The organism is Flavobacterium crocinum, from assembly GCF_003122385.1.
Taxonomy (GTDB): domain Bacteria; phylum Bacteroidota; class Bacteroidia; order Flavobacteriales; family Flavobacteriaceae; genus Flavobacterium; species Flavobacterium crocinum.
Genome location: NZ_CP029255.1, coordinates 2,791,418 through 2,815,064, shown reverse-complemented (window position 1 = coordinate 2,815,064; position 23,647 = coordinate 2,791,418). Strand labels below are relative to the sequence as shown.

Here is a 23,647-nt window from a genome sequence, read left to right as displayed (position 1 = left end):
CTTTCTTATAAAAATCCTAACTTCGCTCCACGAATAAGAAAAGGAAAAAATGAAGGTCTGTATTGCTGAGAAACCAAGTGTAGCACGTGAAATTGCATCCGTTTTGGGCGCCAATACCAAACACGACGGATATTACGAAGGCAACGGTTATGCCGTGACTTACACTTTCGGGCATTTATGTACCTTAAAAGAACCCAACGATTACAAACCGCACTGGAAAAGCTGGGATTTGAACAATCTACCCATGCTTCCTGAAAAATTCGAAACCAAAGTGGTTCAGAATTCGGGAATCCAGAAACAGTTTAAAATTATAAAAACCCTTTTCGAAAAAGCCGAATTGGTCATCAACTGTGGGGATGCCGGACAAGAAGGAGAATTAATCCAGCGTTGGGTAATGAACGAAGCGCATTACAAAGGCGAAATCAAACGTCTATGGATTTCGTCACTTACAACAGAAGCTATTAAAGAAGGTTTTGACAACCTGAAACCTTCTGAAAATTACGATAATTTATTCTACGCCGGATTTTCAAGAGCGATTGGCGACTGGCTTTTAGGAATGAATGCAACGCGTTTGTATACCGTAAAACATGGCGGTTACAAACAGGTTTTGTCAATTGGACGTGTACAGACACCAACATTGGCAATGGTTGTAGAACGATTTAAAGAAATCGAAAACTTTAAACCTCAACCGTATTGGGAATTGCAGACTTTATACAGAGAAACACTTTTCAGTTATGAAGAAGGTCGTTTTCTGAAAAAAGAAGACGGAGAAATTCTAGCTGAAAAAGTCAAAGAAAGTGATTTTGAAATAGTTTCAGTCGATAAAAAGAACGGAAACGAATATGCTCCAAAACTCTTTGATTTAACAGGATTACAAGTTTATTGCAATCAGAAATTCGGATTTTCGGCAGAAGAAACACTTAAAATTGCCCAGACTTTATACGAGCAGAAAGCGATTACTTATCCGAGAGTTGATACGACTTTTTTACCGGGAGATATTTACCCAAAAGTACCCGGAATTCTGCAAAAACTGACGAATTACAGTCATTTGACCGGACCACTTTTAGGAAAAAAAATCAAAAAATCGCCAAAGGTTTTCAATGATAAAAAAGTAACCGATCACCACGCTATTATTCCAACGGGAATCGAAATTAATCTGCCTCATAATCAGCAGCAGGTTTATGATATTATTGTAAAACGCTTTCTTGCCGTTTTTTATGATGATTGTCTTGTTGCCAACACAACAGTTATTGGAAAAGCAGCCGATGTGACCTTTAAAGCCACAGGAAAAGAAATTCTGAAAAAAGGTTTCCGTGTTGTTTTTGAAGATCCGAATGCGAAAGAAAAAGAACCTGATTTACTGCCGAGTTTTACCGTGGGCGAAAGAGGCCCGCATGAACCTTCTTTCCTTCAAAAAGAAACCAAACCACCTAATTATTATACCGAAGCGACTTTGCTTAGAGCAATGGAAACGGCAGGAAAACAAGTTGATGACGAAGATTTACGCGAATTGATGAAAGAAAACGGAATCGGTCGTCCTTCAACTCGCGCTAATATTATCGAAACCCTTTTTAAGCGCCAGTATATTGTTCGTAATAAAAAACAGATTTTACCCACTATAGCCGGAATTCAGCTAATTGATACGATTCAAAATGAATTGATTAAATCGGCAGAACTTACGGGATCCTGGGAAAAACAACTGAAAGACATTGAAAAAGGTACTTACACAGCTTCTGCTTTTATTCGAAACATGAAAAAAATGGTTGAAGCTTTGGTTTACGAAGTCCGAAGTGAGACTACCCGCGCGAATATCTCTTACGCAGCATCAATTCAGAAACCTGTTGTTAAAGCAGAGAAAAAGAAAACTTCAGGAATTTTGGCTGAAACCTGTCCGAAATGCCAGAAAGGAAACTTTATAAAAGGAAAATCGGCTTTTGGATGTAGTGAATATAAATCGGGTTGTGACTTTGTACTTCCTTATGTTTTTCATGATAAAAAAATTACAGAACCTCAGTATTTACGATTACTTCAAAAAGGTTCAACAGTCAATATAAAAGGCTTTAAAACTGAAGCCGGAACAGTTGAAGGCCTGATTCGTTTTGAGGAAAATTACAAACTCAAATTAGAACCGAAAAAAACAGTTACTAAAACGACTGCAAAAGAAGAAACATCAGATTCTTTAACCTGTCCTAAATGTAAAAAAGGAACTATCTTAAAAGGAAAAACTGCTTACGGCTGTTCTGAATATAAATCAGGTTGTGATTTTAAAGTTACTTTTGATGAAGTAAGAGCCAAACTACAGGATCAAAAACCTACTAAGGAATTGGTGTATTCTATTTTACAAGAAAGTGTTTAAGTTATTTAGCCACAAATTACACGAATTTCCACAAATTTATTTCAAGCAGATTTTGCAGATTCTGGCAGATTAAATTTGGATTTAAATTATATAAATCTGCGAATATCTGCTTACATCTGCAAAATCTGCGTGAAATAAAATCATTTTAATCTTTATCTGTGGCAAAAATATCATTCCAATTTTCAAAGAAAAATTTGTGGAAATTCGTGTAATTTGTGGCAAACATTTTTTTCATACATTAGTACAATCAAAACCGTATAAAATATGTTTCAGAAAATTACTCTTATTACACTTATAATTGCTTTCGCTTCCTGCCAGAAAAAAGAATCTGTAGAAAAAGATAAAATCAAACTAGCCGACTGGTTAATCGGAAATTGGGAAAATACTACTCCCGAAGGTGTTTTAAGCGAAAACTGGCAAAAACTAAATGACAGTACTTTCAGTGCTTCTTCTTATTTTATAAAAGGAAAAGATACGCTTCATTTTGAAACTATTATTTTGGCTCAACTTGGAGAAACTTTAACTTATAAAGCAACCGTAAGAGGACAAAATGACGATAAACCTGTTTTCTTCCCTGCTACAGCTGAATCGGATAAACAATTGGTTTTTGAAAACGCGAAACACGATTATCCTCAAAAAATTACTTATACAAAAGGAGCTAATAATAGTTTGACAGCTGAAATTTACGGGAATTTGAATGGAAAACCGAGTTCTGAGAAGTTTGTGATGACGAAGAAGTAGTTATATAAATGTGCCGTTCCTACGGAACTTTTCATTCTCCGTAGATCTATTCTTCAACGGATTAAAATCCGTTGCTACAAAATAATTTATTCCTACGGAATTCTAAATCTTGAAAAAAGAACCATAGGTTCTACCAATTTCGTAGGGCTGCACTTCAGTCGCTACAAAATAATTTATTCCTACGGAATTTTAAATCTTGAAAAAGAACCATAGGTTCTACCAATTTTGTAAGGCCGGACTTCAGTTGCTACAAAAAAAATTATTCCTACGGAATTCTAAATCTTGAAAAAGAACCTTAGGTTCTACCAATTTTGTAGGGCTGCACTTCAGTTGCTACAAAATAATTTATTCCTACGGAATTCTAAATCTTGAAAAAAGAACCTTAGGTTCTACCAATTTTGTAGGGCTGCACTTCAGTTGCTACAAAAAAATTTATTCCTGCGGAATTCTAAATCTTGAAAAAAGAACCATAGGTTCTACTAATTTTGTAAGGCTGGACTTCAGTTGCTACAAAAAAATTTATTCCTGCGGAATTCTAAATCTTGAAAAAAGAACCATAGGTTCTACTAATTTTGTAGGGCTGGACTTCAGTCCAGTTAATTTGGAAAGTTGTTTTTTCAGAAGAGCCGTAGGTTCGATCAATATATGGCATAGATTAAGAACGCAAATAATTTGTTTTATTCATTATAAAACAATTCAAAAAACTAAAAACCAAAGATTTATCCTAAATTTGAATTGAATGAATGTTTTATATATAAATCATGAAAAAAGCAGCTTTATTTCCAGTAATTCTAGCATTTACAGTTTTATTCTCTTGTAAAAAAGAAATTAAAACAGAAGCTCCAGTAAAAACATATCCAAATCTTGCCAAAGCAGAATGGTTTATTGGCGAATGGGGAAATAAATCACCGGAAGGCGAACTTACGGAACGCTGGAAAAAAGAAAATGATTCGGTTTATCTTGGAGAATCCTATTTTGTTGTAGGGGAAGAAAAAGATACGGTTTTTGGAGAACACGTTCGTCTTGAAGAAACAAACGGAAAACTATCTTATATCGTAACCGTTCCGGGACAAAATCAGGAATTACCTGTAAGTTTCGAAATGACCTCAGCAACAGATAATCAAATTGTTTTTGAAAATCCAAAACACGATTATCCAAACAAAATCATTTACAATTTAGTAGCAAAAGATTCATTAATCGCAGAAATTTCCGGTTTGAAAAAAGGTAAGCCAAATACTGAAAGATTTGTAATGAAAAAGCGATGATTCTAATACAAACAAAAGATTAACATGAATCGTTCCTACGGAACTTTACGGATCTTCATTATTGGTCTCCAACGGATTAAAATCCGTTGCTACAATATCTTTTTCGTTCCTACGGAACTTTTGCCTCATTGCATGTTTAATCAATAAATTATCCAAAAACTACCTGGAACTTGCAAAAATTCGTCCCTAAAGAAATTTCTAGAGCTTTCATCTTAAGCTTTTTTTACAAAAAAACTCTGTGCCTTAGTGTCTTAGCGGCAAAAAACTTAGCAACTTTCTTATTCATTCTCCCCAATCTTATTCACCATAAAAATCATAAGCGTACCTAGAAGCGCCATAATTAAAAATGCCCATTTCATACTCAGATATTCGGAGATAAAGCCTACCATTGGCGGAACTAGTAAAAACCCTAAATAACCAATTGTAGAAATAGAAGTCAAGGCTGAACCACTACTTAATTTTGAAGATCTACCCGCAATACTAAACACTAATGGAACCACACAAGAAACTCCAAATCCGATTAAAACATAGCCAAAAATAGTTGGATAAGCATAAGGCAGAATAAAACAGATTCCGAAACCTATTGTAATCAGGATTCCACTATAAAGCAGGATTTTTTTAGTTCCAAATTTCATTACACCATAATCTCCAAATATACGTCCCAACGTAACTGCTGATGCGAAAAATACAAAGGCCGCACTTGTTAATTTTGGAGAAGCTTTTAGGATGTTTTCAAAGTAAATTCCGCTCCAGTCGTACATTGTGTTTTCGCATGCCATAGAAACAAAACAAATCAAGGCGAACTTTACCAGATTTTTTTCCGGCATTGAGAAAAATTTCTTCTTAACCGGAACCGGCTCATTATGAATACTCATCGGATAAAAACAAGCAGTAAGTGCCAGCATAAAAACACTCACTCCCAACAAATGATGCGAGGGCGCAATTTTTTGTGTCACCATTACATAACCTAAGCCTGCACCTGAAAAAACGGCAATACTCCAAACCGCATGAAAACGGGTAATAATAGATTTTGGATATAATTTCTGAACCTCTAAAGACTGCGCATTAATCGATAAATTGAAAATATTACGAGAGGCACCAAAAATTAAAAGCACAATAACCAATTGCCAGACAAAGGCCACCAATCCGGGCAGAGACAATACAATATTGAACATAATTGCTCCCAAAAGCATTATGTAACGACTGCTGTATTTGTTTAAAAGTTTTCCTGTAAAAGGCATTGTCAACATTAATCCAATCGGAAAGGCAAACAAAACAGCTCCAAATTGAGCTTCAGATAAATGCAATTGAGCCTGTATATGTGGAATTCGTGAAACCCACGAAGAATATCCAAAACCTGAAAGAAAGAAAAAGACTGTATTGGCAATACGATATCCTCTCGGAGTATTTTGAATTTTTTTAAAGAAAGATAAAATCATGAAATTGTTTTTCTGACTGCAAAATTAAGGCTTTTTTTAGGGGAAGCATTCTACTTTTTTCTTTTTTCACATAAACTTGAATTTCTTTTTCAATTAAAACCTAAAGATTATTCTTTCTTTTCTTAAAATATTCTTAACAAATGCTTAGTAAATCCTTAAAAATAATATTTGTCAAAGAAAATATAATCTATACATTTGCATTGTTTTTATTTGTTCTAAATAAAAATGTATTTATAAACCAATATACAACCAATGAAATATTTTAATCCGAAAACGTTACGTTTTCTCTTAACAATTAGTTTTGTCTTTTCGTTCTTAATCGTATCTGCCCAACAAAATGGAAAAATTAAAGGAACCATTACCACTTCAGACGGCGAATTAGCAGCTGGAGTTAATGTGATTTTAAAAAACTCAAAATACTGGACTGTTTCTGATGAAAATGGAAATTTCGAATTCAACAGAGTAAAACCAAACACTTATACTTTACAAGTTTCTTTAACTGGTTATGAGACTTCAGAAAGCGAAGTAATCGTAACAGAAAGCGAAACCTCAACTATTAATTTACAATTAAAAGTTTCTGACAAAGAATTAAAAGAAGTTGTCGTAAACAGTAAAAAAAGCATTCTATCTAAAAAAACAGATTATGTTGCCAGAATGCCTTTAACCAATATTGAAAACCCACAGGTTTATAGTGTAATTCAAAAAGAGCTTTTACTGCAGCAGATTTCTGTAGATATTAAAGGTGCTGTTATGAATGCACCTGGAGTTGTATCAATCAGTTATCCATCTGGTGGAGTTGGAATGATTTTCAGAGGATTCTCTATTGGTGTTAATGCACGTAACGGAATGGAAACCGTTTCCGGACGTTCTTCTGTTGATCTTGGTAACGTAGAACGTATTGAAATCCTGAAAGGTCCTTCCGGAACTTTATTTGGTTCTTCAGTATCTTCTTTTGGAGGTGTTGTGAATCTTGTTACCAAAAAGCCTTTTGAAACCCCTGCTGCTGAAGTATCTTACACAACAGGAAGCTACAATTTAAACCGATTAACTGTAGATGTTAACACTCCTTTAAATCAGGAAAAAACAGTTTTATTCAGAATTAATATGGGAGTTCACAGAGAAAAAAGCTTCCTTGATTATGGTTTCAACAATACGCTTCTTTTTGCTCCCAGCTTAACTTACAAAGCATCGGACAAACTTACTTTTAACTTCGATGCAGAGCTTTATAATGTTAACAACACCAGACGTACTTATAATACTTATGACGCAAATTCTGGAATAACAAATCCAAGCCAACTTCAAATCGACTACAAAAAATCTATGTTCCATGATGATAATGATGCCAAATCAACGGCTACTAAATTCTTTGGACAAGCTGAATATCAAATATCTGAAAACTGGAAATCTACAACTGTATTTTCTTTTGTAGGTGAAGATGTAGAGCGCAGTTACCAAAGTTATGCTGTCTGGAGTTCTCCAACACAGGTAGCCAGAAGAGTTGGACTTTGGGGACCAATCTTTAATAACTATACTAATATTCAGGAAAACATTAACGGACAGTTTTCTACAGGGAGCATCAAACATAAATTCCTTGCCGGTGCAAACTACAGAATTTATACTTCAAACTTCTCAGGCGGATCAACTTTTACACTTGATAATATTGATGTTACAACTCCTTTTACTCCTATCAGAAGAAAAGCAGTTGATGCCGGTCTTAACCTGACAACTTCTCCTGTTGCTGACCAAAAAACAATTAGCGCTTATGTTTGTGATGTGGTGAATTTCACAGACAAGTTCTCTGCAATGTTAAGCTTGCGCCTGGATAATTTTGAAAGAGCCAAAGTAGGAACAGTTGAAGGTTACAGCCAGACAGCACTTTCTCCAAAATTTGGATTAGTATATGAAATTGTAAAAAGTCAGGTTGCTGTATTTGCAAATTATATGAACGGTTTCCAGAATATGGCGCCTGTAACACAACCCGATCAAACCTTATTAGTTTTGGATCCAATTTATGCGGTACAATATGAAGGAGGTTTAAAAGCAGAAACGTCTAACAAAAAATTAAGCGGTTCTATTAGTTACTACAACATTACTATTGATAATGCGACAAGAGTTGATGCCGGATATACCATCCAGGATGGAAAACAGGTAAGCAAAGGAGTAGATTTTGAATTAATGGCAACTCCATTTAACGGATTAAGCATTGTAAGTGGATATGCATATAATGACAACCGTATCGTAAGAGCTTCTGATTCTACTATCGAAGGAAAAAAAGCAACAAGTTCTCCTGAAAATGTAGTAAACTTCTGGACGACTTATACTTTCCAAAATAAATTGAAAGGATTAGGTATTGGTGCAGGTGCCAACTATATCGACAAAAACTACTTTACAGCAAATAATTTGGTTTATATGCCTTCTTACACTGTTTATAATGCAACTGTATATTATGAAAAACCAACATGGAGATTAGGTTTAAAATTCAACAATATTACAAACGAAAAATACTGGGATTTCTGGGGTTCTTCAATGGCACCAGCCAATATCTTAGCTAACTTAACAATTAAGTTTTAAAATATAACACACTTAAAATGACGCCTCAATTTAAAAAATTGAGGCGTCATTTTAATTATACCCATTTTTAGAGTTATTTCTATGACATTTAAAAAACTCATTCTTAAAATTCACTTATGGCTGGGGCTAGCTTCCGGACTAATTGTAGTTATATTAGGCATAACCGGATGTCTATATTCTTTTGAGGAAGAATTACGTCCTATTGTTCATGATTACTATTACGTAGATCAGGTAAAAGAAAAAAAACTGCCTCTCAGCCAAATCATAGAAATCGCTAAAAAAGCCAACAAAAATCCAAAAGAATCTATTTCAGGATGTCGAATACTGAATGAAGACGACCGCACCGTAATTGTTTGGTTTTATGAGGAATTAAATCCAGATGCTTTTTGGTATTGGAACCAGTACCAAAGCACTTATCTTTATGTCGATCCTTACACTGGTGTAGTTAAAAAACAGGAAAATGTAAACTTCGAGTTTTTTGTCTTTGTCCGAATGCTGCATCAGACATTATGTCTCAACAGTAAAATTGGAGATCCCATTACAGGAACAGCCACTATTATCTTTATCATTTCTTTAATTACGGGACTTATTCTTTGGTGGCCAAAAAATAAGCAAGCTGCCAAACAACGTTTTTGGTTTCAATGGAAAAACAGCACAAAATGGAAACGCAAAAACTACGATTTACATAATATTCTTGGGTTTTATTCCATGCTTTTTGCGTTACTAATTGCCCTTACAGGATTGGTTTGGGCATTTCAATCTTATGATAAAGGGGTTCAATGGTTATTGAATGGAGGAAAAACATTTAAAAGAGAAAAAGTAGTTTCAGATACTACTCAATTTACCAAAAACAGACCGCTTGACAAAATTTACACCTCTGTAAAACAATCGCATCCCGAAGCCAAAAGTTATTATCTGTTTCTTCCAAAAGAAACGGATTCACTTGCAACTTACAATACCTTTATCAGATACAAAAGCCGCTTTGATGATACAGCTACAGATTACGACCAATATACTGCAAAACCACTTAGAACGATAAAGTACAAAGACAAAAGCAATGGCGAAAAGTTCCGATTTATAAATTACGACTTACATGTAGGCAGTATTCTCGGATTTCCAGGTAAAGTTCTCGCTTTTTTTGCCAGCCTAATCTGTGCAAGTTTACCAATTACAGGTTTTTTAATCTGGTGGGGAAGAAATAACAAAAAAAAAGAAAACTGCTACTGATAATAAAAGATAATAATTGTTGGTAAGGATATTAGAATTTCTACTTTTGCTTTCTTTTTATTTGTTCTAAATAACAAGTTCAAAATTAATCCAAAAAAAAGAAATACCATGAATTATTCAAATCCGGGCATTAAACAGATTCTTACCAAAATTTGCTTACTGCTATTCTTTAGTTGTAATCTTTTTGCCCAGCAAAACTTTGGCAAAATAAAAGGAACAATCACTACATCTGACGGTGAAAATGCTGTTGGAGTAAATATCATTCTTAAAGGTTCAAAATATGGCACCGTTAGTAATGAAGAAGGTGCATTTGAATTTAATCGTGTAAAACCCAACAGTTATATTTTACAAGTTTCACTATCCGGATATGAAACATTAGAACAACAAGTAAATGTTACAGCGAATGAAACCGCAACTCTAAATTTACAACTTACTGTTTCAAACAAACAATTAAAAGAAGTTATCATTACCAATAACAGAGGAAAAGCATTTCCAAAACAAAGTACTTATGTTTCGAAAATGCCCCTTAAAAATGTTGAAAATCCGCAAGTCTACAATATAGTTTCTTCTGAATTAATGAAAGAACAGGCTATTACTAATTATGAAGATGCTCTGAAAAATGTTCCCGGAATTCAAAAATTATGGGAATCTACAGGTCGTGGCGGCGATGGAGGTTCTTATTATTCCCTTCGTGGTTTTGAAGTTCAGGCCAACATCGTAAATGGACTTCCGGGCTTGACCAGCGGTACATTAGATCCTGCCAACATTGAACGAATTGAAGTTATTAAGGGGCCTTCCGGAACTTTATTTGGAAGTAGTTTAGTGAGCTACGGCGGACTTATCAATACCGTTACCAAAAAACCTTACAGTGGTTTTGGAGGTGAGATTTCGTATCTGGCGGGAAGTTTTGGTTTAAACAGAGTTACAGCAGATTTTAATACGCCTTTAGATGATAATAATGATGTACTTTTTAGAATAAATGCAGCCTACCAAACTGAAAATAGTTTTCAGGATGCAGGATTCCGTACTTCAGTCTTTGTAGCTCCTTCCCTGTCTTATAAAGTAAACAATAAATTATCTTTCCTGATTAACACCGAATTTATGTCAGAAGAAAAAACAACGCCATCGATGTTGTTTTTAGGGAGAGATGCTAAATTACAATTTACAGATTTAGCCGATTTAAATTACGATACCAGCTTATCTTTTTACAGCAATGATCTTCCAATGAAAAATCCGAGATTTAATCTACAGGGACAAATGACCTATAAAATTTCTGATCAATGGACATCACAAACTGTTTTATCCAGAACTTCAACCAAATCAAAAGGGTATTACTCATACATTTATGACAACGAAGACGGAAACCGGGATTTTGGTTTTTGGATTACAAAAGAAAATTCTCAAACGGCTACAACCGACATTCAGCAAAACTTTATTGGTGATTTCAGAATTGGAAATATGCGAAATCGCTTAGTTGTTGGTTTAGATTATTTTGACAGAAATGTAATGTTCGGAGGTTCCGGCTATGGAAAATTATATAATGTTACGGCTCAGGGAGAAGTAAGACAATTAGATCCTGATAATCCTTATAATCTTAGTCAGACTTCTGTAGATCAATTATTAGCGGGAGAAGCCGGTCCGGATTACAACTCTAAGGATGCAACTTATAGTGCTTATGCTTCAGATTTATTAAACATTACTTCTAAATTATTAGTAATGGCAAGTTTAAGAGTAGATTATTTTGATACTGAGGGAAATATTAAAACCGATACAGACAATTACAATCAAACAGCATTATCGCCAAAATTTGGAATTGTTTATCAGCCAATTCAGGATCAGTTATCTGTTTTTGCTAATTACATGAATGGATTCAGAAATATTGCTCCAAGTGCATTATATGATAACGATGGTAATTTTATAGGCTCAAAGACTTTTGAACCGGAACACGCCAATCAGTTAGAAGCGGGAGTAAAAGCAGATTTGTTTTCAAATAAATTAACAGCAACTGCAAGTTATTATGATATTAATGTAGCCAACTTGGTAACCAGTAATCCAATGTACAGTGCACAAGGTGGCGAAGCAAGAAGTAAAGGTTTTGAATTTGATCTGAACGCTGCACCAATAAAAGGTTTAAGCATTATTGCGGGATATAGTTATAATGATAGTAAAATTACCAAAGGAGACGAAAACAATGTCTGGCTGGATCAGGGAAAAAGACCGTTCTGGGCTGGCCCGAAAAACTTAGTAAACCTTTGGGCAACCTATAAATTTGATGAAGGAACTTTAGAAAACTTCGGACTGGGTTTTGGAGGAAATTATGCCAGTGATAATGCTATTTTAGATAGTGAAGTAACCGGCAAGTTTATTCTTCCTTCTTATACAGTGGTTAATGGTTCTGTTTTTTATAATGTAACTAAATTTCGTATAAGCTTAAATGTAAACAACATCACAAATAAAGATTATTTCAATGGTGGATGGTCTACAGTAAATCCGCAAAAACCAAGAAATGTTGTAGCAAGTTTTGCTTATAAATTCTAAATAAAATTTAAATCACAAAAAAGCCCCGAAATCCAAAGAATATATTTGGCTTCGGGGCTTTTTTATATGTTTTTATTTTTAATTATTCTAAATAAGACTTATGTTTGTAAAAAATATCATTCTACTAATTTTAAACTTGATCGTATGAAATCAAATACTCTAAAAACATTAACTTTTTTATTTTTAATGCTTTTTGCTGCACCACAAATTTTTGCTCACGCACTTTGGATTGAAACTAAAGCAACCGGAACAAAAGGAAAAGCTCAGGAAATTTCTATTTACTTTGGAGAGTTCTCTGATAATGATATTACAAAAGCCGATAAATGGTTTTCTGATTTAAAAGATTTTACTTTAATTGTTATTTCTCCTTCAAAAAAAGAGACAAAACTTACTTCTAAAGCATTAGACAATAAATATCAAGCATTCTTTACCCCTACTGAAGACGGAGTTTACACTATTGTAATGCAGCATACTGTAAAAGATGTTTATGGTACTATGAAATTGGATTACAACTCTAGCGCAACTGTTGTTGTTGGAAACAAAACTGCCGGAAATACAATTGCATCAAACACTAATAAAATTGCTGTTTTCTCAGAAAATGCAGATGTAGCTAAAAAAGATACCAAAATTACAGGAGTTGCTTCTTATGACGGAGCTATTGCCAAAGAAGCCAAAATTAAAGTAATCGCTCCAAACGGATGGGAAAAAGAATTATGGACAAATTATAAAGGAGAATTCTCTTTTACTCCAATCTGGTCTGGAAACTATATGGTAGAATATGCTCACACTGATAAAGCTTCCGGAGAACACAACGGTAAAAAATACGATGAAATCTGGAAAATGGCAACTTATCAAATCGTTGTAAAATAATTCTATAAAAAAATATATTCTTAGATTTAATTTCAATTGAAAAAACCTTGCTTGGCGGCAAGGTTTTTTTTTGAACATTAATACAAAATTAAAATATCATTAGAAAATTCTTAAGCAAATCTTAAGAAAAAACTAAGCAATGTTTAAGCAAGAAAACCATGTCATAATTTCATGTTAAAGAAGATGTGTATTTATATTTGTACTCGATAATTTTTATTGAATCTAAATAAATACCATGAAATATAATTTACTATTAGCATTAGGATTATTGAGCTTTGCCTCTTACGGTCAGGATTATTCAGGTAGGGAAACTACTTCATCAGTCACCGATACTGTAAAAAATAAAAAAGGAGAAACTCTTAATGAAGTTTTAATCACCGCAAATAAACCTAAAAAACCAATTGAGGCTGCCCGTTCCGGAATTAAAGTAATGGACTTGCCACAAAGTGTACAAATCGTTGGCAGCGAAATTATAGAACAACAGCAAGCGATCCGACTAAGTGAAGTTGTAAAAAATCTGAATGGTGTTTATGTAGGATCTGCTCGTGGTGGCGCTCAGGAATCTTTCTTTTCTAGAGGTTATGATATGAGTGCCAACAATATGTTTAAAAACGGTTTCCGCTATAATGCTGGGTCAATTCCTGAAGTTTCTTCTTTAGAGAAGGTAGAATTCTTAAAAGGAGGTTCTGCTTTATTGTATGGAAATGTAGCTCCGGGAGGAATCATGAATTTGGTTACTAAAACACCAAAATTTACTCAGGGTGGCGAAGTATCTATGCAATTAGGAAGTTATGCTTATTACAAACCTTCTATTGATTTTTATGGCCCTTTAAATAAATCTATTGCATACCGTTTTACAGGATCTTATGAAAACTCTGAAAGCTTCAGAGATTATGTTAAAAACGAACGTATTTATGTGAATCCTTCCTTTTTATTCCATCTTTCAGATAAAACCCAAATTACTTTACAAGGAGATTATTTAAGTGCCGACTGGACTCCGGATTTCGGAACAGGAATTTATGGAAAGACTATCTTAGACCTGCCTCGTAACGAATTTTTCGGAGCACTTTGGTCAACTGCCAATACTAAATCTTCCAGTGCATCCATGTTATTTAATCACGAGTTTAATAAAAACTGGAAATTAAATTTTAATTCTTCTTATCAATATTATAGAAGAGCACAAACTTCTACTGCACAATTAAGTACAATTGACGCCAACGGAAACTGGAAACGAGGCTTAACAAAATCAGATGCTGCTGAAAACATTTTTGGTGATCAATTAAGTCTTCAGGGAAATTTTAATACAGGATCAATTAAACACCAAATATTTACAGGAGTTGATTATGAAAATTCTATTGCTCCTAGTTATACTTTTGGATTCTATGCTCCTGGAAAACCTGCAGACCTTTTAACAACAGAAGCTACTGCTATAAACTTATATACTTACGATTATAGCACGCAAAGTACTCTTATTCCTTATCCAACAAGAACTACTCAATTAACAAATACAGAAACTCAACGTTTTGGAGCCTATTTTCAAGATTTAGTTTCAATAAATAAATATATAAAAGTTCTGGCAGGATTACGCTGGTCATGGCAAGAAAGCGAAGCTACCACTACAAAAGAAGTTATAGAGAAAAAGAATAATGTAAATGTCATTACAACTACTTACGAAAATGCAATACCTGTAACAGGAGCAAAAGCAATAAATAAAGCTTTTTCACCTAAAGCCGGATTGGTTGTACAGCCTACTAAAGATTTATCATTGTTTGCAAGTTATTCTAACTCTTTTACTCCAAACACAGGAACAACAGTCGATTCAAAACCTTTAGATCCATCTATTATAGATCAGTATGAAGTGGGTGTGAAAAAAGATTTCTGGAATGGTCTTTTGAGTACAAACGTTACGGTTTATCAAATTACAAATAATAATTTAGCACAAACCGCTCCTTATTTGGCAGATGGTGTTACACAAAATACAAACACCAATATTAAAGAATTAGTTGGAGCTACGAAAGGAAAAGGTGTTGAGATTGATATTACTGCCAACCCTGTTGAAGGACTAAACATTATGGCTGGTTATAGCTTTAATGAAACCAAAGTATCTAAATCATCAGGGACAAACGGAAGTCTTGTTGTGGGAGATGTTTTAGCAAGAACACCAAGAAACACAGCCAATCTGAGCTTTTTCTACAAAATACCTGACGGGTTATTTAAAGGAGTAACTTTTGGAGCTATCGGAAACTATATTGGTGATCGTACCGGAGGTTGGAATGATGATTATTTATGGACAGCTGTTACACCAACTCCAACTAATCCAAAGCCGGATCCTGCTTACATTATCACTATCAGAGATCGTGATATTCCATTAGAAGGATATGTTACTGTAGATGCTTCTCTTGGTTACGAATGGAGAAAATTCTCTATCTTATGCAGATTATCAAACATCACAAATGAATTAAATTATACTGTTCACGAAAATTACAGTGTGAACCCAATAGCGCCTCGTCAGGTTATGACAAGTTTGCGTTATAAATTCTAAAAATATTGAATTAGTATTCTTCTAGATTTTTTTTTTTGAAAATTCAAACCTCATCTTGCAAAAGGTGAGGTTTTTTATTTTGTTAAAAAATGTTCTTTATTTATAAGTACTTTTGTCTCTGAACACCACTTTAACCATTAACTCAAATATGCCAGATTCCAAACAAAACCAATTAAAAAAGACACTTGGATTAAGTTTTAACATTGCGGTATTAATTGGCGGAACTATTGGAGTTGGAATTTTACGCACTCCGGGGTCCATTGCAGGTTTATTAAACAATTACTGGCTTATTCTTGCTTCCTGGCTTTTTGGAGGTTTGTATGTTTTGTTAGGAGCTAATTCATATTCTGAATTGGCAACAATGTTACCAAAAGCCGGTGGATCTTATAATTATATCAAAAGAGCTTTGGGAGAATATGCCGGCTTTCTTTCTGGCTGGTACGATTATATTGTCAATGCAATTCCACCTGCCTTTTACTGTATAGTGATTAGTGAATACACTATTATTTTGTTTCCCGGACTGGCTAATTATTCTACTGTAATGTCAATTTCAATACTTGTTGCTTTTGTTTTACTACATTTAAGTGGAGTAAAAAACGGAAGTGTAATTCAACAGATTACCAGTTTATTGAAAGTGATTTGTTTTGTTGCTTTGGTTGTTGCCTGTTTTATGTATTCGGGTGTTGAAATAGCACCAATCAAAACTGATAGTTCTATCTTCCAAATCGGACTTTTATTTGGCTTTTTCAAATCATTACAGCTCATAATTGGAACTTATAATGGCTGGAACGCTGTTTGTTTTTTTGCTGAAGAAAATGATGATCCAGGCAAAAACATTCCGAAATCTTTATACAGTGGCGTTTTACTTGTTGTAGCTATTTACATTTTGGTAAATGCAGCATTCTTTCATGTATTGCCAATTGAAACATTAGCCAAATCAAATCTTGCGGCTGCCGATGTTGCTAAAATTATTTTTGGAGACAGCGGAGCAAAAATCGTAACCGTAATTTCTATTTTTTCTTTAATCAGTATTTTAAATGCTTTTATGATGATTCCGCCAAGAATTCTTTACGGATTAAGCCGTGACGGGTTTTTCATCAAACAGGGAACACAAGTCAATAAAGGCGGAACACCGATTGTCGCACTTTTGGTTTCGTCGCTTTTCAGTTTGTTTTTAATCTGTATTGGTTCTTTTGAAGTATTATTTTCCTTTGCCGCTTTTATCTCTATAATTGTTTGGGGACTGGCGTATTATTCACTTTTAAAACTTAGAACTTCAGAACCGGATTTACCAAGACCTTATCGTTCTTTTTGGTATCCGTGGGCAACTATAATAGCTATTATATTTTCTATCTCAATACTTGCAGGATTCATTTACAGCGATCCAAAAAGTTTTATAATTATTGTTGCTATTACGATTATTTCTTATCCTTTGTTTTGGGTTTTGAAGAAGAAAAAGTAAATATTGCGTATAAAAAAACCTAACAGGTTTTAAAACCTGTTAGGTTTAATCATTTATTTAGCAAATCTATCTTCTCGCCTTAAAATATTCTTCAAAAGAACTACAGTCAGACATAAGATCGACATAATCATCTGCATATTTTGATTTTAAATCCTGATAGTATTTATTTTTACTTAAAAGAAAATCATCATAATTTTCAATTTTGCTATCGTAATCATCAGGATATTGATATTGCAATTTGTTTTTTTCGCACCTTCCTATCATTCTCAGGCATAAGGCTTTAAACTTATCTGTTTTAGCATGCTTTAACGCTAAAAGATAATATTGCTGTGCTAAATTACCCTGAAAATATTCTTTCTCATCTTCAAAAGGAGTATCATCAACATAATGATGCCAATTGTAACGGCGCATCATCCATGAATTTCCATTTTGCGTCATATTATAATAAGCGTTCGCAGCCAAAAAATAATAATAGTCCTTATTGACTTCTTTCGGATTAGAAGCTTTATTAAGATATAATATCAAATGTTCCGTAATGCTTCTTTTATTTAATTTGAAGGACTTTTGTTGCTTAATAAACTCAGGAGTATATTTAAGAACAAAAAACGGATTTGCATCAAACATATCTGATTCTTTGCAATTTGGCTTTTCCCAAAGACAATCTGCGTAACTGGCAACTTCGTCGATATCCAATTTTTCAAAATATTCAGAGGCTAGTTTGAGATTGTTCTGACGGATGTATTTTGTTCCAATCAAATCGTATAATCTTGAAATTTCTTTTTTAAGATAGCTTTGCTTCCATTCTGAAAATGAATCTAGATTCTCTCTTTTATTTTCAATCTGTTCTACTATTTCCCGTACTTGTTCTGGCGAATAAATCACATCTATATATTCGAAATAATCAGAATAAAAATCTCTATACGAATTGCTTTTGTTTTTTAAAGTTTTCCAAACCGCTGTATTATTTTCAGAATAATCACGAGGCTCTGTCACAACTTCATTGAGCTTTGAATATAAAAAAGCGGCATCCAATGTATTCTGTTTGTATTCTAATTCCCTTCCAATAGCAAATAAAAATTTTCTGTTTTTTTGATTTTCAAGCAGAATTGGTTTTACTGCATCTAAAATAACAGCTTTTCCTTTTTCCTGATTGGCAGTTAAGGCTAATGCTTTTATAATTTTTATTTGATTATAAAGAGGATCTGTTTTCGAAATTTCCTTTTCTAAAACGGCAATTTCATTCAAACAGCTTTGGTTGTTTTTTGCTACAAAAGATAAATAAGACTTTCCTAACTTCCATAAAATTGGGTCATTGATTTTTTTAAGTTTTACATTACTTACAAATTGCAACACTTTTCCAGCATAAACCCTATCATTTTCAACTCTATTTAAAACATCTTTTATCGAATTATTTGCATCGTCTGACCAATAATCATATTTTGAAACTGCTGGATTAAATAAAGAATAATAAGGTGTAAATACCCAATCCTCAATTTTATTAATTTCTCTCAGCAACAAAAAAGAAAGGCCTTCAAATTTTGGATTGTATTGATAGACTTTCTCCAAACAAAACAAGGCTTGATCGCTCTTTTTTACACCTGTTAAAAAGTAAACATTGGCTCTTTCTTCATCATTTTTAGCATACTTTAAAACATCTTCCAATGAAATTTTAGAGTTAAATACCTGAGAAATCATAAAGCGCTTATCCGGGGCTTTTACAAAAACCTGTGCAGCATAAAAATTTGCTAAGGCTTTATCGGTTTCGGCAAATGTCCTAAAATATAAACTCCAGTAATTCAGTATATCTTTCTTTTTTTGTTGTTTAAAAATAGTATCATACAATGATTTGATTTGTTCCAAATCATTATTATAATAAGCCAGTCTAAGAGCCAAAAAAGTATATCGTAATTTGATTTCTTTATCTTTAACCTTTTTAGAAATCGCTACTGCTTTATTGATAAGATCTTTTCTCTTTGGCATTGTAGCTCCTTCCTTTTTTTCCCATGGATCGCCATACATTCCATTAAGAGGTTCGCAGGTTTTAGCAAATTTCAAATAATTTACAGCCTCTAAATTTTTAGTTTTATAAAAATACAGAAGCATTTCATTCGAAGATTTTTCATTAATCTCTTCTTCATTAAAATTATATAAAATGCTTCGTATAGCTTCGATAGAAACTTTATGACGACAATATTTCATCCAAAGGTTTTCATTCTCGTTAATTGAACCTTGCGGATACACTCCGTCTGTATTTGGATAGAATGAATTATAAGAATAATTAAATTCTGAATAAGAATAGTAATTAAAATTGGAAGGATTAAAAAATGAATATCGGATTTCTTCTCCAAACGGATAAAAACCACAAGCAAAAATGCTACTACTTACTAAAATTAGTATAAAACCCAGAAAGTTCTTCATTGCTGTAATTACTTAATTGTTCTTCGTCTAAATGAAATAATGTTACTGTAGTGTTCGTATCAAAGTCTACATTTTTTTTAATTACTTTGATGGCTTCATTAATTTTCTCTGAAGTCAGATTTTCATATTTAATCTTATCTCCAATTCTTAAATAAAAATCATCAACTACTGTATCTTTTGTGACTTCATACCATAAAGGTTTAATTTCTTTCAAAGATTTTAAAATCTCTTTCTGTCCATCATAAATCACTTTATAAAAATGATCATTTTTATACACCTGCATCCAGGAATAAGTTGGAAGTGCAATATCTAAATGCAAGGGATATTTTCGTTTTTTATTGAGATATAGTTTTAATTCTTCGATATCTAAAATGGAGTTTTTTGAATGATTCCATAATGGATTTATCAAATTATAACACATTAAAGTCGCCTTGTCTACAGGAGGAATACCCATTTTTTCGGGATATTTATAAGGATATAATCTTAAGGTACAGCTAATTTCTTTTTTGGAAACGGCCTTTAATTTCTTCAAAAAATAAAAATAATTATCCTTTGTTGTCAAAGTCCAGTCACAATCCATTTGAAATTCTTTCGTCATGATAGCTCCTTCAAATCTTTCATTTGCATATTTATTAATCAAAAAAGCAACATTATTGGCCAGTGTATCCATCCTTTCCCTATTCGTATTTTTAAAAACCTCGTTTTTAATATATACTGTTGGAACAATTAAAAAATCTTCCTTTTGATAAAAACGCAAAGACGTTTTGGAAACAGGAAAATCCCCATAAGCTTCATTATGATCAATCTCAAAAAACTTAATGTATAATTTCCTGACTTTTAAATCTTTTAAAACCTGGCTTTCCCTTGAATTCAGGCTCCAGCTGTTGCTTTTCCAGTAATAAAAAGATTTCTCAACGTTGTCAATTTTGTTGGAACAAGAGAAAAAAAGAGTCAAAATAAATACAAAAAATAAGATTTTTTTCATTTGAAAAAGAAAATTTAGATAGCGTAAAATCGTATTAAAATTATATCTTTTTGGAATATAAAAATCAAAAAATAGCAACTATTTTTTGAGAAAAATTGGAGCTTAAAAAACAATGAATTTGATTGGTTATCAAGAAAAAGGCGAGGCTTTTGTCATTCCGAGGAACGAGGAATCACACTAGAAACTCGACAAAGATTGGAGAAATTCTTTACGGAATTTCTAGTGTGATCCTTCCTTCGTCAGGATGACAAATAATACGCTGAAAAACAACAAACCCGACAGATTTTAAAACCTGTCGGGTTTAATTCTATAAATTAATAGAAATTCTAGATTTTATTTCAAACCAGCCAAACTCTGCTCAATTGTAGCAATTTTTGCTAAAGCATCAGCTTGTTTTTGTTTTTCTAAATTAAGAACTTTCTCCGGAGCTCCGTTTACGAATTTCTCGTTTGAAAGTTTTGCTTCAACAGATTTCAGGAATCCTTTTGTGTAATTTAATTCTTCTGTCAGTTTTGCAATTTCTGCTTCAATATCGATATTTCCTGTAATCGGAATGAAATATTCATTTGATTTTACACGGAAAGATAAGGCGCCGTCTACTTTTTCAGAAACATATTCGAAAGCAGAAACATTTCCTAATTTCGTTACAACTGAATCAAAATAAGTCGAAAGATTTTCGCTATTGATTCCTTTTAATTCGATTGCATCTTTAAACGGAATATTTTTGTCTTTTCTGATTGTTCTGATTCCAGAAATTACTTCAATTGAGTTTTCAAAATCAGCAATTAATTTAGCATCAAACGGTTTTAATTCTGGCCAAGTCGAAACGATTAGAGCTTCTTCCGGAGTTCTTTCTGCAATTAACTGCCAGATTTCCTCTGTCAAGAAAGGCATAAATGGGTGAAGTAACTTCAAATTACTTTCTAACATTTCGATTGCTTTCGCGAAAGTTACGCTGTCAATTGGCTGTTGGTACGCTGGTTTAATCATTTCCAAGAACCAAGAACAGAAATCATCCCAAACCAATTTATAAATCGCCATTAATGAATCTGAAATTCTGTATTTCTCAAAATTATCTTCAATATCAACTAAAGTCTGCTGTAATTTTGCTTCGTACCATTCGATTGCCACTTTTGAAGATTCTGGTTGTGCGATAGTTTCAGAAACTTCCCATCCTTTAATCAATTTAAAGGCATTCCAAATCTTGTTTGAAAACGCTTTTCCTTGATTACATAATTCCTCATCAAACATAATATCGTTTCCTGCAGAAGCGCTTAAAAGCAATCCTACACGAACACCATCGGCTCCAAAAGCATCGATCAAATCTAAAGGATCAGGAGAATTCCCTAATGATTTAGACATTTTACGACGTTGTTTATCACGAACTAAACCTGTCAAATATACGTTTGTAAATGGTTTTTCGCCTGCATATTCGTAACCTGCAATAATCATTCTCGCAACCCAGAAAAATAAAATATCCGGACCTGTTACCAAGTCGTTTGTTGGATAATAATATTTGAAATCTGGACTTTCCGGATCCATAATTCCTCCAAAAACAGACATTGGCCATAACCATGACGAAAACCATGTATCTAATGCATCAACATCTTGAGTAAGGTTAGAAGTTGTAAGTTCTGAGTTATTCGTTCTTTCCTTTGCTAAAACCAAAGCATCTTCGATGTTTTCTGCAACTACGAAATCTTCTTTTCCGTCTCCGTAATAATAAGCCGGAATTTGTTGTCCCCACCATAATTGGCGAGAAATATTCCAGTCGCGAATGTTGTTTAACCAGTGTGCATAAGTGTTTTCGAAACGTTTTGGATGTAATTTAATGTCACCAGTTTCTAAAACCGATTTAATAGCTGGTTTTACCAAATCGTCCATTTTCAGGAACCATTGGTCTGATAATCTTGGCTCGATTACGGCTTTAGTTCTTTCAGAAGTTCCTACTTTATTTAAATGGATTTCGGTCTTCGCCAAAGCGCCGATTTCTTCCAGTTCTTTTGCAATTTCAGTACGAACTACAAAACGGTCTTTTCCTTGGTAATGCAATCCGAAGCTATTCAACGTAGCATCTTCATTAAAAATATCAACGATTTCAAGATTGTGTTTTTCTCCAAGAGTTTTATCGTTCATATCGTGAGCAGGCGTAACTTTCAAACATCCTGTTCCGAATTCTACATCAACATATTCATCTTCGATAATTGGGATTACACGACCACAAATAGGAACGATAGCTTTTTTACCTTTTAAATGTGTAAAACGTTCATCGTTCGGATTGATACAGATGGCAGTATCTCCAAAAATAGTTTCCGGACGCGTTGTGGCAATGGTCAAAAACTCCTCAGTTCCTTCAATTTTATATTTTAAGAAAAATAATTTTCCTTGTTGTTCTTCGTAAATAACTTCTTCATCAGAAAGCGTAGTTTTGGCTTCCGGATCCCAGTTTACCATGCGGTATCCTCTGTATATTAATCCTTTGTTGTATAAATCAACAAACGATTTAATTACAGAAGCTGACATATCCGGATCCATTGTAAATTTAGTGCGTTCCCAATCGCATGAAGCTCCTAATTTCTTAAGTTGTTCCAGGATTGTTCCTCCGTATTTATCTGTCCATTCCCAAGCGTGTTTTAGGAATTCTTCGCGAGTTAAATCATTTTTGTTGATTCCTTCTGCTTTTAGTTTCGCTACCACTTTTGCTTCTGTAGCAATCGATGCGTGATCCGTCCCCGGAACCCAACAAGCGTTGAATCCTTTTAAACGTGCACGACGAATTAAAACATCCTGAATCGTATTGTTCAACATATGTCCCATGTGAAGGACTCCAGTGACGTTTGGCGGCGGGATTACAATTGTATAAGGTGTTCTATGATCAGGTTCTGAATGAAAATAGTTGTTTTTCATCCAGTAATCATACCATTTGTTCTCGATCGCTTTAGCGTCAAATTGTGCTGGAATTGTCATTTATATATGTTTAATCGTTTATTTTTTGTCGATCCGTTTAATCGTTAATTCGTTTAATCATTACTTTTTGAAATTTTAGTAGCTAAACTCAATCCCAATCGGTTAAACGATTAAACAGTTAAACAAATAAACGAAACTTTGGTTCAGTTTTTGTATTTATTACCGACAGCAAAAGTAAATAATTAAGTAGACTATAAAAAGAGAAATAATAATTTGTGTGTTAATTAAAAGAATGTATATTTACTTACAATTAAAAAACGATTTCA

At 33.4% G+C, this 23,647-nt stretch carries 13 protein-coding genes; 9 read left to right on the top strand and 4 right to left on the bottom strand.

Annotated features, from left to right (window positions below; all coding sequences use genetic code 11):
- Positions 1–49 precede the first annotated feature (49 nt).
- From HYN56_RS12580 to HYN56_RS12570, 3 genes are all read left to right on the top strand, one after another.
- On the top strand, positions 50–2,356 hold the full coding sequence (locus HYN56_RS12580; protein ID WP_109192492.1) for a type IA DNA topoisomerase: 2,307 nt from the start codon (positions 50–52) through the stop codon (positions 2,354–2,356).
- Between the two features lie 264 nt (positions 2,357–2,620).
- Entirely contained in the window at positions 2,621–3,097 is a 477-nt protein-coding gene (locus HYN56_RS12575) for a DUF6265 family protein (RefSeq protein ID WP_109192491.1), read from the top strand.
- 761 nt (positions 3,098–3,858) lie between these two features.
- The gene (locus HYN56_RS12570; RefSeq protein WP_109192490.1) at positions 3,859–4,362 is read left to right on the top strand and encodes a DUF6265 family protein; all 504 of its coding nucleotides are present in this window, start codon (positions 3,859–3,861) and stop codon (positions 4,360–4,362) included.
- 278 nt (positions 4,363–4,640) lie between these two features.
- Here the strand turns inward: HYN56_RS12570 and HYN56_RS12565 are convergent, their stop codons facing one another.
- The gene (locus HYN56_RS12565) at positions 4,641–5,801 is read right to left on the bottom strand and encodes an MFS transporter (RefSeq protein WP_091495899.1); all 1,161 of its coding nucleotides are present in this window, start codon (positions 5,799–5,801) and stop codon (positions 4,641–4,643) included.
- A 252-nt stretch (positions 5,802–6,053) separates the two neighbouring features.
- Here HYN56_RS12565 and HYN56_RS12560 point away from each other — a divergent pair, with 252 nt between their 5' ends.
- The 6 genes from HYN56_RS12560 (at position 6,054) to HYN56_RS12535 (ending at position 17,011) form a co-directional block, all read left to right on the top strand.
- Positions 6,054–8,372, top strand: coding sequence for a TonB-dependent receptor (locus HYN56_RS12560; protein ID WP_109192489.1), 2,319 nt, complete (start codon positions 6,054–6,056; stop codon positions 8,370–8,372).
- A gap of 81 nt (positions 8,373–8,453) precedes the next feature.
- On the top strand, positions 8,454–9,599 hold the full coding sequence (locus HYN56_RS12555; protein WP_109192488.1) for a PepSY-associated TM helix domain-containing protein: 1,146 nt from the start codon (positions 8,454–8,456) through the stop codon (positions 9,597–9,599).
- Positions 9,600–9,707: 108 nt separating this feature from the next.
- On the top strand, positions 9,708–12,137 hold the full coding sequence (locus HYN56_RS12550) for a TonB-dependent receptor (protein ID WP_109192487.1): 2,430 nt from the start codon (positions 9,708–9,710) through the stop codon (positions 12,135–12,137).
- 144 nt (positions 12,138–12,281) lie between these two features.
- A complete protein-coding gene (locus tag HYN56_RS12545; protein ID WP_109194791.1) occupies positions 12,282–13,007 on the top strand; it encodes a DUF4198 domain-containing protein in 726 nt (241 codons plus the stop codon).
- Between the two features lie 235 nt (positions 13,008–13,242).
- Positions 13,243–15,549, top strand: a complete 2,307-nt coding sequence (locus tag HYN56_RS12540) for a TonB-dependent siderophore receptor (protein WP_109192486.1) — start codon at positions 13,243–13,245, stop codon at positions 15,547–15,549.
- A gap of 148 nt (positions 15,550–15,697) precedes the next feature.
- Complete coding sequence (locus HYN56_RS12535; protein ID WP_109192485.1) at positions 15,698–17,011, top strand: APC family permease; 1,314 nt, start codon at positions 15,698–15,700, stop codon at positions 17,009–17,011.
- A 66-nt stretch (positions 17,012–17,077) separates the two neighbouring features.
- Here HYN56_RS12535 and HYN56_RS12530 read toward each other — a convergent pair whose 3' ends face one another.
- The 3 genes from HYN56_RS12530 to HYN56_RS12520 form a co-directional block, all read right to left on the bottom strand.
- Entirely contained in the window at positions 17,078–19,429 is a 2,352-nt protein-coding gene (locus HYN56_RS12530) for a hypothetical protein (protein WP_109192484.1), read from the bottom strand.
- Complete coding sequence (locus tag HYN56_RS12525; RefSeq protein WP_109192483.1) at positions 19,389–20,414, bottom strand: hypothetical protein; 1,026 nt, start codon at positions 20,412–20,414, stop codon at positions 19,389–19,391. Before HYN56_RS12525 ends, HYN56_RS12530 begins: the two co-directional genes overlap by 41 nt.
- Positions 20,415–20,747: 333 nt before the next feature.
- Positions 20,748–23,381, bottom strand: a complete 2,634-nt coding sequence (locus tag HYN56_RS12520; RefSeq protein ID WP_109192482.1) for a valine--tRNA ligase — start codon at positions 23,379–23,381, stop codon at positions 20,748–20,750.
- Positions 23,382–23,647: the final 266 nt, after the last annotated feature.

Bases quoted from the DNA above. Each gene is read 5' to 3' on its own strand.
- HYN56_RS12560 (WP_109192489.1), top strand. From the start codon at position 6,054: ATGAAATATTTTAATCCGAAAACGTTACGTTTTCTCTTAACAATTAGT.
- HYN56_RS12545 (WP_109194791.1), top strand. From the start codon at position 12,282: ATGAAATCAAATACTCTAAAAACATTAACTTTTTTATTTTTAATGCTT.
- HYN56_RS12555 (WP_109192488.1), top strand. From the start codon at position 8,454: ATGACATTTAAAAAACTCATTCTTAAAATTCACTTATGGCTGGGGCTA.
- HYN56_RS12570 (WP_109192490.1), top strand. From the start codon at position 3,859: ATGAAAAAAGCAGCTTTATTTCCAGTAATTCTAGCATTTACAGTTTTA.
- HYN56_RS12565 (WP_091495899.1), bottom strand. From the start codon at position 5,801: ATGATTTTATCTTTCTTTAAAAAAATTCAAAATACTCCGAGAGGATAT.
- HYN56_RS12540 (WP_109192486.1), top strand. From the start codon at position 13,243: ATGAAATATAATTTACTATTAGCATTAGGATTATTGAGCTTTGCCTCT.
- HYN56_RS12530 (WP_109192484.1), bottom strand. From the start codon at position 19,429: ATGAAGAACTTTCTGGGTTTTATACTAATTTTAGTAAGTAGTAGCATT.
- HYN56_RS12525 (WP_109192483.1), bottom strand. From the start codon at position 20,414: ATGAAAAAAATCTTATTTTTTGTATTTATTTTGACTCTTTTTTTCTCT.
- HYN56_RS12580 (WP_109192492.1), top strand. From the start codon at position 50: ATGAAGGTCTGTATTGCTGAGAAACCAAGTGTAGCACGTGAAATTGCA.
- HYN56_RS12535 (WP_109192485.1), top strand. From the start codon at position 15,698: ATGCCAGATTCCAAACAAAACCAATTAAAAAAGACACTTGGATTAAGT.
- HYN56_RS12575 (WP_109192491.1), top strand. From the start codon at position 2,621: ATGTTTCAGAAAATTACTCTTATTACACTTATAATTGCTTTCGCTTCC.
- HYN56_RS12550 (WP_109192487.1), top strand. From the start codon at position 9,708: ATGAATTATTCAAATCCGGGCATTAAACAGATTCTTACCAAAATTTGC.
- HYN56_RS12520 (WP_109192482.1), bottom strand. From the start codon at position 23,381: ATGACAATTCCAGCACAATTTGACGCTAAAGCGATCGAGAACAAATGG.